Source organism: Pseudobutyrivibrio sp. AR14 (genome assembly GCF_900101325.1).
Taxonomy (GTDB): Bacteria; Bacillota; Clostridia; order Lachnospirales; family Lachnospiraceae; genus Pseudobutyrivibrio.
In genome coordinates, this window is sequence record NZ_FMUY01000003.1 from 1 (window position 1) to 12,322 (window position 12,322).

General features: G+C 37.1%; 17 protein-coding genes. All 17 read left to right on the forward strand.

The window, feature by feature from the left end:
- Positions 1–126 precede the first annotated feature (126 nt).
- The 17 genes from BLP50_RS03325 (at position 127) to BLP50_RS03405 (ending at position 12,024) form a co-directional block, all read left to right on the forward strand.
- Positions 127–522 (forward strand): hypothetical protein, encoded by a 396-nt coding sequence (locus BLP50_RS03325; RefSeq protein WP_090151000.1) that lies wholly within the window; start codon positions 127–129, stop codon positions 520–522.
- Positions 512–874: an IS66 family insertion sequence element accessory protein TnpB gene (tnpB, locus tag BLP50_RS03330; RefSeq protein ID WP_072919712.1), complete on the forward strand. Its 363-nt coding sequence runs from the start codon at positions 512–514 to the stop codon at positions 872–874. The genes BLP50_RS03325 and tnpB overlap by 11 nt, the downstream gene beginning before the upstream one ends.
- A gap of 269 nt (positions 875–1,143) precedes the next feature.
- A complete protein-coding gene (tnpC, locus tag BLP50_RS03335) occupies positions 1,144–2,748 on the forward strand; it encodes an IS66 family transposase (protein ID WP_090151003.1) in 1,605 nt (534 codons plus the stop codon).
- Between the two features lie 108 nt (positions 2,749–2,856).
- Complete coding sequence (locus tag BLP50_RS03340) at positions 2,857–3,519, forward strand: hypothetical protein (RefSeq protein ID WP_090151006.1); 663 nt, start codon at positions 2,857–2,859, stop codon at positions 3,517–3,519.
- A 50-nt stretch (positions 3,520–3,569) separates the two neighbouring features.
- Positions 3,570–4,391 (forward strand): DUF6602 domain-containing protein, encoded by an 822-nt coding sequence (locus BLP50_RS03345; RefSeq protein WP_143001112.1) that lies wholly within the window; start codon positions 3,570–3,572, stop codon positions 4,389–4,391.
- A gap of 197 nt (positions 4,392–4,588) precedes the next feature.
- Entirely contained in the window at positions 4,589–4,831 is a 243-nt protein-coding gene (locus BLP50_RS03350; RefSeq protein ID WP_090151012.1) for a hypothetical protein, read from the forward strand.
- 206 nt (positions 4,832–5,037) lie between these two features.
- Positions 5,038–6,312 (forward strand): AAA family ATPase, encoded by a 1,275-nt coding sequence (locus BLP50_RS03355; protein WP_090151015.1) that lies wholly within the window; start codon positions 5,038–5,040, stop codon positions 6,310–6,312.
- Positions 6,302–6,934: a hypothetical protein gene (locus tag BLP50_RS03360; RefSeq protein WP_090151018.1), complete on the forward strand. Its 633-nt coding sequence runs from the start codon at positions 6,302–6,304 to the stop codon at positions 6,932–6,934. The genes BLP50_RS03355 and BLP50_RS03360 overlap by 11 nt, the downstream gene beginning before the upstream one ends.
- Positions 6,935–7,076: 142 nt before the next feature.
- Positions 7,077–7,847 (forward strand): hypothetical protein, encoded by a 771-nt coding sequence (locus BLP50_RS03365; protein ID WP_090151021.1) that lies wholly within the window; start codon positions 7,077–7,079, stop codon positions 7,845–7,847.
- A gap of 30 nt (positions 7,848–7,877) precedes the next feature.
- Positions 7,878–8,183, forward strand: coding sequence for a hypothetical protein (locus BLP50_RS03370; RefSeq protein WP_090151024.1), 306 nt, complete (start codon positions 7,878–7,880; stop codon positions 8,181–8,183).
- Between the two features lie 179 nt (positions 8,184–8,362).
- The gene (locus BLP50_RS03375; RefSeq protein WP_090151027.1) at positions 8,363–8,707 is read left to right on the forward strand and encodes a helix-turn-helix domain-containing protein; all 345 of its coding nucleotides are present in this window, start codon (positions 8,363–8,365) and stop codon (positions 8,705–8,707) included.
- 170 nt (positions 8,708–8,877) lie between these two features.
- Complete coding sequence (locus BLP50_RS03380) at positions 8,878–9,048, forward strand: type II toxin-antitoxin system HicA family toxin (protein ID WP_090151030.1); 171 nt, start codon at positions 8,878–8,880, stop codon at positions 9,046–9,048.
- Positions 9,049–9,094: 46 nt separating this feature from the next.
- Positions 9,095–9,529 (forward strand): type II toxin-antitoxin system HicB family antitoxin, encoded by a 435-nt coding sequence (locus tag BLP50_RS03385; protein WP_090151033.1) that lies wholly within the window; start codon positions 9,095–9,097, stop codon positions 9,527–9,529.
- Between the two features lie 162 nt (positions 9,530–9,691).
- Entirely contained in the window at positions 9,692–10,186 is a 495-nt protein-coding gene (locus tag BLP50_RS03390; RefSeq protein ID WP_176753664.1) for a PglD-related sugar-binding protein, read from the forward strand.
- 78 nt (positions 10,187–10,264) lie between these two features.
- Positions 10,265–10,882 (forward strand): superoxide dismutase, encoded by a 618-nt coding sequence (locus BLP50_RS03395; protein ID WP_090151038.1) that lies wholly within the window; start codon positions 10,265–10,267, stop codon positions 10,880–10,882.
- A 27-nt stretch (positions 10,883–10,909) separates the two neighbouring features.
- On the forward strand, positions 10,910–11,410 hold the full coding sequence (locus BLP50_RS03400; RefSeq protein ID WP_090151041.1) for a pyridoxamine 5'-phosphate oxidase family protein: 501 nt from the start codon (positions 10,910–10,912) through the stop codon (positions 11,408–11,410).
- A 104-nt stretch (positions 11,411–11,514) separates the two neighbouring features.
- Positions 11,515–12,024 (forward strand): GtrA family protein, encoded by a 510-nt coding sequence (locus tag BLP50_RS03405; RefSeq protein WP_090151044.1) that lies wholly within the window; start codon positions 11,515–11,517, stop codon positions 12,022–12,024.
- Positions 12,025–12,322: the final 298 nt, after the last annotated feature.

Genomic DNA, 12,322 nt, shown 5'->3' on the forward strand with positions numbered 1-12,322 from the left:
GTAAACGTTAAATAGTGGGTACCTCGTACCCGTTCATATAGTTTGAGATAATCCTGTATATAAACTATGGGGTGTTTACATAGTATGTAGACTATGTATAGTGCCCGACATACAGGAGGTATCTTTATGAATAAGTCGGCTCAACTTAAGAAAGAGCTTCGTTATCAACAATGGTTTGCTGAGGTTCAAGAATACAACTCAAGACCTGAAGGTATGTCTGTTAAAGACTGGTGTTCTTTAAAAGGTATTAAACCACCAACTTTTTATGATCATCTTCGTAAAGTTCAAGAGGTATATGTAGATGAACTTCAACAGTCAAAAAAACTTCAAACGATAGAATTACCGCAGCCCCAATTGCCGGTGCAATCGTTTGTTGAATTACCTGAACCAGTAACAGTTCCAAAACCTATAGCTCATGGTGTAGCTTCAATCATCTGTGGTAATGCTAGGATTGAAATATCAGAAGATATTTCAGAAGCATTTCTATTAAAACTGATAGGAGCCATAAGCCATGCTCAATGATACCACCAGTTTTAAGAAAATTTACATCGCAACAGGTTACACTGACCTTCGTCAGGGTATTGATGGGTTGGCATCATTTGTAAAGCTGAGATTCAATCTCGATCCTTTTGACAAGGATACCCTGTTTTTGTTTTGTGGTAGAAAAGCAACCAAGATAAAAGGCCTTGTGTGGGAAGGTGATGGTTTTCTCCTTCTTTATAAAAGACTTGAGGTTGGTGCTTTTGCCTGGCCTAGGACTGAGTCAGAAGCTCTGGCAATTTCAGCTGAACAGTATCAAAGGTTAATGAGTGGTTTTACTATAGTCGCTAAACATCCGATTTCAGAACTCAAAGAGCCTAAAGAAATCGTTTAGTTTTGTATAAAACAGAGAATTTTTAAGCGCCCAAGAAACGCTAATTTTAAGCGATTTTCTTCTTGTTTAAAGCCTTAAATAAGGCTCATTTGTGGGCATATTTTCTCTGGAAATACCATTAAATCAATTGAAATGGCTAATTCATAGCCTTTCATATATAAGCTCTGTGAAGCGTACAAATATAGGCATTATGACGAATGCCAAGGTGCTGCAAATTAGCTTAAATACGGCATTTCAGCTATAATAGTTCCATAAGAAATGGAGCGATTATGTCAGTTAAATTCACAGAGGAACAACTGAATAACTTTGACAAAGCGATGCTAATACAGCTGTTTTTAAATCAGCAGGAGCAACTTGAATCCATCGATAACAAGATGCAGCTTCTGCTTGAACAGATGGCTGATATGAATCGTCAGCGCTTTGGTCGTTCATCTGAAAAAGCTGATGAATCTAACCAACTGTCATTTACCATCGAGGATGGTGAAATCATTTTCAATGAGGCTGAAGCCTTTGTAGATGATTACTTCGATGATGACGATGAAGAAACGGTTACCATCACTCGTAAGAAATCTAAAGGCAAAAAGGAAGAAGATATCAAAGGTCTTCCTGTTGAAGAAATCCCTCATGAAATGACTGAGGAAGAACTTAAGAGCTTCTTTGGTGATGAAACTTGGAAGCGTCTTCCTGACGAAGTCTATACAAGGTATAAATACACACCTGCTTCTGTTTCAGTTGAGGAACACCACGTGGCTGTTTATTCTGGTTCTAAATCAGAGCGAATGGTTAAAGCTAATCATCCAAAGCAGCTACTAAGAAATAGCCTTGCTTCAGCGAGTACTGTTGCTGGTGTTTATAATGCTAAATACGTAAATGCGATGCCGCTATATCGTATTGAAGCTGAGTACAACAGAGTTGGTATTAATATTTCACGCCAGACAATGTCTAACTGGGTTATCCAATGTGCTGACAGATATTTAGCAGTCTTTTATGATTATCTTCATGAGCATTTGTATGACTATCACGTAATACAAGCTGATGAAACTCCTTGTCTAGTTAACAAGGATGGTCGTGATGCTGGTTCAAAGAGTTACATGTGGGTTTACCGTACAGGCAAGATGTACAAGGATAAACCGATTGTAATTTATGATTACCAACGGACTAGAAAGTCCGATCATCCAAGAGAATTTCTCAAGGATTTCAAAGGCATCTGTGTTACAGATGGCTATCAGGTTTATCACTCGATTGAAAAGGAGCGTGATGACCTGACAATCGCGGGATGCTGGGCGCACGCAAGACGCCGATTCGATGAAGCCTTAAAGGCTACATCGAAGGATAAACAAAGATCCTGCACTGCGAATAAAGCATTGAAGATGATTCAGGCTATCTATCGCGAGGAGAAAAAGTTAAGTGACCTTTCTACAGCAGAGAGATATGAACATCGACAGCTAACTGTCAAGCCTCTAGTTGAGGCCTACTTTGCGTGGGTTCATAAAGTTGAACCAAATGTATTAGCTAACAGTAAAACTCATAAAGGATTACAGTATTCAATCAACCAGGAACAGTATCTTAAAGTTTTTCTTGAAGATGGTGAAGTCCCTATGGATAACAACGCTGCTGAGCAGTCAATCCGCGGATTCTGCATCGGAAAGAAAAACTGGGTGATGATTGATACAATCTCCGGAGCTAAAGCAAGTGCTATAGCTTATAGCATTGCCGAAACAGCAAAAGCTAATAACCTAAAACCTTATGAGTATTTCAAATATCTTCTTACTGTAATCCCAGAGCATCTGGATGATACAGATAGAAGTTTTATGGATAAACTACTTCCTTGGTCAGATGAACTTCCAAGTGAATGTAGAAAACCAGTGAAGTAATTGTCGCGCCTGCGGGCGCGGCTAAATTTTAGAAAGGTACGGATGATTTACCGTTTACTAAAGAAATATGAACTGGATACTATTATAATAATAAAAGGAGGTTAAAGTATGGTAACTCACACGATTTGCGAATATGATAAATTGTTAATTAAATTATTCGAAAAAAAGAACTATGAAATTCATGTGTTAAATATTATGAATTTGTCGAGGAAAATATTTAAAGAGAAATATGAAAGAGTGACTGAACAATCGGAAGGACAGTGTGATTACATAGCGCTTGAATCGAAGATTAAATTTGATGCTAAACTACCGTTTGAACCATGGCAAATCGAACTTTTGACAAACGGAAAAAAACATGAAGCTGATGTAATGGGATGGTTAAATGTTCTCAAAGAGGAATCAATATACGAACCTTTAGAGCATCGGTGCAATCGCAACTATATAAAAGAGAAAAAGTTATATCAAATAATGAAAATGCAAATAGAAAAAGACAGGCCAGACGAAAATATAATATTTTTTATTCCTTATCCAATAGTATATAGTGAAAGCACAAGTGTTTTTGGCCAGTTTGCAAGTGATTACTTGGATGCTTTATATGAAGCATTAGAGAAGGAAGTTAATTTAGAAAGCAGAGAAATATTTATTATTTATCCGGCGTCAGAGAAAAATCAATTTGCGATAAGAACCATGAAAAAGACAATTGTTGAATATGTTTATTATGAAGGCATGGAAGAATATTTTTCTTATGAAACTATGATAAGAGTAGAGTAAACTAAATATTAAATATGTAATGTATGGTTATCAAAGGGGATTTTATGAATATGAATTTACAAGATATATTAAATATGGAATCTAAGGAAATTTCGTTATCTTTTGAAAAAACACGATTGGAGGGAAAGGGGACTCCGCAAGAGGTGGCTGACAGAAGCGAAGGATATGTACGCGATTTTTTTAGAAAGTATTTTCCGTTTCCGAATCGTATTGTTAAAGGGAATATTGTAGATACAAGAGGAATACGAAGCAATTCAATCGATTGTATTATTCTTAATCCATCGCATCCATATACAGTGGATTCTAAGAATAATAGTGCTTCAATAATTCTTGCGGATGGTGTGGATTTTGCTATTGAGGTTAAGTCGAAGCTAAAATCCAAGAGTGAAATAGAAAGAACACTTGAGCAGATACGTAGCGTAAAAAAATTAAGACGATTACGTAATGGTATTATTTTTCCAAATAGAGTAAAAGCAGAAGAAATAGAGTGCGCAAATACTATCCCTGCGATTATTTTTGTGGATGAAACATATAAAAATTTGTTATCGCTAATAAGTAAAATTGCTGATTATTATATACAAAATAAGGTGCCATACATTGAACAATTTGATCTCCTATTGGTTAATAATCGAGTGCTGATATATAATTACAGGCCAGACATGTATATATCGTGGAGTGATGAGAGGGCTATTGTTTTTTATGAAGGAGGCGAGAAGTGTCTTGCATCAATGTTACTATACATGAATAGAATGCCACGATGTATTCCAGAAATTAGTGTAAATATTATGTCGCTCTACTTAAAGGATGCTAACCCTAAACAATTAACTGGATTTAAAGATGTAAATAAAAAGTTGCAAGAAGCTAATGTATAAAAGAAATATGATTGGTTATAAAAACATCGGCTCCGCCGATTACAATCCCTCCTTGCTCGCATCAGCGAGTGGTCGCGGGAGTCGGGGAGATCTGGCCGCGGAGCGGGCTGCTTGGAATGGTAGAATGACCCACGTTCACATTTATATAACAACTACCTCCTATAATGTTGCGTACTAACTACACGGAGGTGGTTGAGATGAATCGAGCAAAGATGTTTTGTGCTGTAATCTTTTCGCTGGTATTCATTGTGGCGTTTAATCCGCCTTTGCCGGTGAGTGCGGCCGATGGGACGACGGTTGTTTATGTGACCAAGACCGGGGAGAAGTACCATGTGGACGGTTGCAAATATCTGAAGAAGAGCAAGATAGAGAAGAGTTTGGAGGATGCGGTTGCTGAGGGATATGAGCCTTGCAGCAAGTGTAGTCCGCCGGAGTTGTAGAATTGAATATGTGATTTGAGCGGTGGCTGTGGGCTGCCGCTTTTTTGTTTTGGGAAAAGTTATAGAAAGTTATAGAGAGTTATAGAAGAAATAAAAAGTTATAGAGAGTTATAGAAGGCACCTATTATTTTTTGTGCAAAAAGATTGCATAAAAAATAATAGGTGCTATAATTATGTTGAGGGAGTTGAAAGTGGAGGAATATGCGATGATTATTGAAGTAAGAGCAAAGAATTGTTATGCATTTGATGAACAGGTTTCGCTTTCTATGAAGGCTGATATGCGTAATAAGAAATTTGCATCAAATGTACATAGAGAAAATAATTTTAATGTTTTAAAGACGGTAGGTATTTACGGTCCAAATAATTCTGGAAAAACTTGTCTTATAAGATGTATTAGGGCAATGAAAAGTGTTTTACTCAACGGAGGTAATACATTAATGTCCAATATATTTACAGATAATGAGATATGTGAGTTAGGAATAACATTTCTCGATTTAGGAAGAAAGTTTGCATATGATTTTAAATATGATACTGAAAAAAAAGAGTATATATATGAATCATTTAGCGAAATACTTAAGGATCAGTATAACAATGAAAAAGAGATTTGTTGGTTAAAGAGAGATACATTAAAGGATGAGTATAGTTGTATAGATACTGACTTAGAGCAGATGATGCCTGTTGTAGCTAAAAATAATGTGCTTTTCCATCTGATTGATACAAGTAAGTTCGCAAGTGTTGATGAGATGAAACAAATTCTTACAGGATTTGCTGAGAAGATAGATATTATTAACATGAATAATATCCCAATGGAGCATACTATCGAATTAATGAAGAATAAAAATGGTTTGCAAGATAAGGTTGTAGAATTTATCAAGAATGCAGATCTTTATATGGATAATTTCGAGTATGTAGAGATGAATGATATAAAGGTAAATGCAGGTGATAATGAAAAACCTGATGAGGATGTACTTGTATTTGCTGATAAGGTTATGGAGCAAATAAGACTTGTATCTACATATAAGGGTGTTCATGTACCTAGTATGTTATTTGATTCTACTGGCACAAAGAAGATAGCCGCTATTGCTAGTTATGTAATAGAAGCTTTGGAGAAAGGGCGTATTCTTATTGTAGACGAGCTAGATAGTAGTATTCACTTTAAGCTTACTAGAGCAACTGTTGCAATGTTTAATAATGAGTTGAATGATGATGCTCAAATGATATTTACTGTACATGATATCAATTTGATGGATTGCAAGCGCTTGTTTAGAAAGGAACAAATCTGGTTTGTAGATAAGGATGATGACGGTGTATATGTATATTCTCTTGCAGACTTTACTGCTGAAAATGGGGTGAGAGATACATCTGATATCATTGAAAAATATCGTAAAGGTGCTTTTGCCGCATTGCCTGATCCAGAGTTAATAAAAACATTGCTGAGTATTAAGGGAAATACTAAGGAGGCTGCATTAGATGGTGAATAGACTACCAAGTATTTCTAACAAGCATAAGATATGTATAATATGCGAAGGTAATGAAGAATACAAATACCTGGAACGTTTAAAAAATTTGCACGTATGGAATGATATTTATGATATTTCACTCGTTAATGCCGAGGGAAATGGAAATATCCCAGCTCGCTATCAGGACAGATATCAGAATGGTTCATATGAGGTGGTGTTAGTATTCTGCGATACTGAGAAGAAGCCTTATGAGCAATATGAGGATATTAAGCACAAGATAAATGAGTTTCATGGTATTGATAATGCCGCTGATGAAGTAGTCATTTTTGCTAATCCCTGCACGTTGCAAATTGTAGCTAAGCACTGGACTGATGAGTTGATAAAGTCTCCTGCAAAACCTGTTAATGCACCGTTGATTGAGAAATATACGGGAGTAAAGGGGTATAAAGGTCGTGCGGATCAGATAGAGCAGGTGATGGCAATCATAACTTCTGATAATTACAAAGCTATGCGCGATAGAGTGCAAGGTATGAATCCTGATGATCATCTGAATGGGGCTAGTAATTTTGCAAAAATTGTAAATAGATTTGAAGCAGATGATATTCAGTGGATTTGTGCAATAAACGAAAAGTTGGGCGACTAATATTTATGATTATAAGAAAGTTGATGATATTGAAGGTATGACAATTGAAGAGTAGATACGTAAGCTGATTTGTTGAATTTGATTCGATTATATACGGTTAACTTAATAATTGTGATGAGTGAAATATTAGGGGGCTAGGGAAATGTTTATTGGATTTCAAAATAAAACAGGAAATATTCCAATAAAAAAACATGTGAATTTGCCACTGATTATGACAGGCGAGTTTAACTTTTATAGATGTATTGAGTTTAATCCAAATATGTATGGAAAAACTATAAGTGAATTACATGCTGGAAATCTTAGGTTAAGTAGAGAAGATAATAGATATTCAACATTATTTCCAGGGCAAAAGTTGTCATATTGGGCAGATAGCCCTGCAACAGGACGAGCTGAGATAAAGAAATGGGGTGCAGGAAAAAATATTTTAACATTTTGGGCATATGATGATGGAAGCAGTTTTTTGCCTACTGTTTATCCCCGTAAAGAATTACAAATAATTGATGGAAACCAAATAGAGTTTAATCATATCCTGAAGAAACTAGATAGAAATATAGAGCTATCAAAAGGTGAAAGAGAATTAATAGACGATATCGCATATCAAGAACCAGATTGTTTGGTGTATGAATCTGAGGCGAGAAGGGGGCATTCAAATTTTTTGTTTTTTGAACATGGTTTTCGAAAGCTATCACTAAGAGAAGTTAAAATAAATCTTGGTGAAAGAGGTGGAAGGAATCATAATAGGATAATTTGTGCCGAATCTAGTGACTATTCGCCAATTTTATTTTCTTATGGTAAAACCTTTTTACCAATAGCTAAGATTGGTAACGTGGAAGAATATAATAAGACAGACGAGTTCAAATTACGGCTTCAGGTGTATTTAGATAGCGCATTGAGGATTGCGGAGAGACGATAAAAATAGGACATTTAAATCTCGTATTAGCGAGTGGTTTATAGCTACGTTCAGTTGGCTATGCATGTATTTGCATTTACAGACTTGGGATTTGATGATTATGTGGATGATATTTTGGTCACAGCATTCAATGCAATCATCATTATCGAGTTTATCCGAATGTTGATTAAGCACTCCATGAACACCATTGTGGAGGTGTTGATTTTTGCAATCGCTAGAGCGCTGGTTGTGGGACATGAGGAGCCGATTAGTGCATTGATTAGAATAGTTTGCATTGCAATTCTGCTTTTGTGTCGAAAGGTTCTATTCCATGAGTTCGATTTCCAGGAAGAAGAATAATTAAATTTTATCACATTGGTGCCTGACCCCATTACGGAAATGTTACAAAATAGGTGGAGACAAAAGTGTTGACACCTATTTTATTAGGTGTTAGAATACGTAAAATAGTACTATTCGAAGAATACGAATAGTATTTAAGAACTGATTACTTATTCTTTCGAAATGCGAGGGGGATTTGTATGACAGCAAGTGAGCGTATACTTCAGATTTTAGATGAGAGGAAGATATCTCAAAAGGACTTTTCGGAGTGGACAGGAATTCCACAGAGTACAATTAGTGATTGGCGAAAGAAAAAGACAAATCCAGGCACAGATAAGATCATGATTATCTGTAAGGTACTTAACATAACACCAGAGTGGCTTCTTTCTGGTATTGAGGAAGATGGAAACAGAGGGAAAAAGACTAATTATTACGTAATAGATAAACAATCGGAATTGGGCGAGTTGATGGTTGCTTATAATAGTATGGAGCCAAAGCAACGTGAGAGAATAATGGGATACGCAAAAGCGCTTCTTGATTTATAGGGGCGCATATATTTTTGAAAAGCAATCCGTAAAATAGGATATATATTGATTTTATACTAAAGACGGATGCATAAATTCATGAGAAATCAATTGGGAGAGTATTGACTATGCGTATTATATGCGTATAATAATATATGTAATATAATATGCATTTTTAAGAAGTAACAAAAATGAAATTACAAATATTACTTAAAACTCTTGAAAATGCTGGATTTTACTTTGTAAGGCATGGTGGTAATCATGATGTTTATTCAAATGGTGATATCACAATTGCAATTCCTAGACATAGGGAGATTAATGAGATACTAGCTAAGAAAATTTTAAAAGAGGCGGGGCTATAGAGCCTGTAATTTTTTATTTGCTGTAGATTTAATAGGAGGGACGACTATGAAAGGTGCATATCCAACATTTATTAAGCAAGTCGGGAAAGATTTTCTTGTTTATGTTCCAGACTGGGATAATTGCACATCAGGAGAAAGTTTGGAAGATGCCATTAGCATGGGAAGGGATATGATAGGTGTTTTAGGAATTACATATGAGGATGAGGGCAAAGAATTCCCAAAACCTTCCGATTATAAAATGGCGCTGGAAAAAGCAAAAAAAGATAAAGAGGTAATGGATTTTTCTGATGGTATTTTAACGATGATTGATGTTGATTTTACAGAATATCGCAGGCAGATGGATAATAGAGCTGTTAGAAAAAATTGTACTGTTCCATATTGGATGACTGTTGAGGCAGATAAGGTGGGATTAAATTATTCTAAAGTTCTGCAAGATGCAATAGCAAGACTTTTGAATCTTAATTACAATGTCGGTAAATAAAAGAGATATTACATCGGCGTTAGCCGATTACAATCCTACCCTGCTCGCACTAGCGAGAGGCTGTGGAGTCGGGCAGCCTGGCCGCGGAGCGGGCGGATAGGGATGGTCCAAGAAATATCTAATTTGCAAAAAGTTATAGAAAGTTATAGAAGGAAACCCACCATGAAAAAACTACTTATTATCGGCGCCGGCGAGTACGGCCGTCTTATAAAGGACCTAGCACTAGAGTCAGGATATGACGATGCTGATTTTCTAGATGATAACAGCCGGCTTGCAATTGGAAAAATTGCAGACTACAAAAAGTTTGTAGGAGAATATGATGAATTCATCGTAGCCATAGGCAATCCTCAGGTGCGAAAGAAATGTGTGGAGATGCTGTCAGCTGATTTTAAGCTTGCTACTATCATTCATCCTAGAGCCTATGTGAGTGGTGATGCAGCTATCGGGGCGGGCTCCATTGTAGAGCCAGGCTGCGTAGTGTATCGAGCATGCACTATTGGCCAGTCATGCCTTATTAATGCAGGCGCTGTGCTTAATCATGACAGCACAGTAGGAGACTTTTGCCAGATTGGATGCAACGCAGTGGTTACGGCCAGAGCTGTTGTGGCTGCTGGGACCAAGGTGGAGCATGGGAGCGTAGTTCATTCCGCTATTTAATTAAATGTGTGTAACTGCACCTAATCCGTGCTACAATCAAACAAATATTATTTAACACAATTTAAGGAGGGTTTTACTATGTTTGAACAGATTAAATTACCATACGCAACAGATGCCCTTGAGCCATTTATCGACCAGCTCACAGTGGAGACACACCATAGCAAGCACCATGCTACATACACTAAGACTTTCAACGAGTTAGCTGAGAAGGCAGGCATGGCAGATTTATCTGCAGAGGAGTTGCTTGCATCCCTTGATAAGGTTGGCGACGCTACACTTCGCCAGGGCCTTAAGAATCAGGGCGGCGGCTTCTACAATCACAATCTTTATTTTGAAATGTTTTCACCTAGCCCAGCTAAGGCGCCTACAGGCAAGCTGGCTCAGGCGATTGACGATACATTCGGTGGACTTGACGCTCTTAAGGAGCAGCTTACCACAGCAGCCACTACACAGTTTGGTTCTGGATGGGCTTGGTTTTCTACTGACAAGTCAGGCAAGCTCGCAGTTTCTAAGACAGCCAATCAGGACAACCCGATTTCTGAGGGCACAGGTATGATTCCACTTGTAGCCCTTGATGTGTGGGAGCATGCTTATTACTTAAAATACAAGAATCTCCGCCCAGACTATATCAAGGCATTCTTTGAGGTGCTTGATTGGGCAAAGGTAAGTGCTAGATATGAGGAGATTGTAGGCTAATAGAATTGATCTGCAAAAGGGGGACCCATGACCAGACGAGAACGAGAAATCACAGATACAAATGAAATCAACCGAATCCTAGACACCTGCAAGTATTTGCATCTAGGTCTAGTGGACGACGGTAAGCCATACGTGGTGCCTATGAATTACGGCATAGACCATGACGATGCAGACGGGCATTTGATTGTCTACCTTCACGGTGCTAACACTGGCCGCAAGCTAGACATCATTAAAAAGAACTCTGACTGTTGCTTCACAATGGAGTGCAATATCACACCATTCGAGGGTAAGATGGCATGCCAGTACGGTGTGGCCTATGAGTGTGTTATGGGCACAGGCCAGATTCATCTCATAGACGACCCTACTGAGAAGGACCGTGCACTTCAGGCTATCATGAAGACTCAGACTGGCCACGACCATTTCCAGTTTGATGAGAGAATGGTTTCCATCGTCAGCGTCATGCGTATTGATGTGGATGAACTTTCGGCAAAGCATCGCCCACTTCCTGCAGCCATGACTGAGAGCTAGAGAAATCCACTTATTGATTAAAATGCTTCTATATCTTATAATCCTAGAGGGCTATGCACTAAAGTGTAGCCCTCATAATAATATAGAAGGAACTAGGTATTAAAATGAATAAAGCATTTGATTTATTAGATATAATTGTTAAGAAGATTTTTGGATTCATATTCAAAATAATGCATAAGGAATACACTGACGGGATTCATGAGGCTACTTTACAGTTCGTTAAGTTTGGCATTGTGGGTGTCACTAATACAGTAGTATCATATGTTATTTATGTTGGTACTTTATTAGGGCTTCAGAAGGCAGGACTTTTTCCAAAGGTAGACTATCAGATAGCTACATTTGTTGCCTTTGTGCTCAGCGTTCTTTGGTCATTCTACTGGAATAACAAAATGGTATTCGTAGTAGAGGAGGGTCAGTCTAGAAACATGTGGAAGACTCTTCTTAAGACATATGTTTCATACTCTTTTACAGGACTTTTCCTTAACTGGTTACTTGGATTTTTCTGGGTAGATATTGTAGGTATATCTAAAATGCTTTCGCCAATCATTAATCTTTTGGTAAGTGTTCCTATTAATTTCCTTATCAATAAGTTCTGGGCTTTTAAAACTAAATAGACCATTTAAGTAAAAATTATAAGGCTAAAAATAACGAATAAATAAGCGCTCCGGAGGTACTGGACCATTTAAGTGGACAGTATTTTCTGGAGCGTTTTTCGTAAAATTGTACAAAAATTATTATTTTACTACTTTTTTACAAAAAACTATTGACAGGGGACAACAAAATAAATAATATGTGTACAATACCACTAAGGTATTAACACGATACCTAATCATCAAAAATAATTACAAAACAAAGAAAATTCACAGTTTAACAGCATGTTTTGAAATAATTATGAAATATTTATGAATAAAC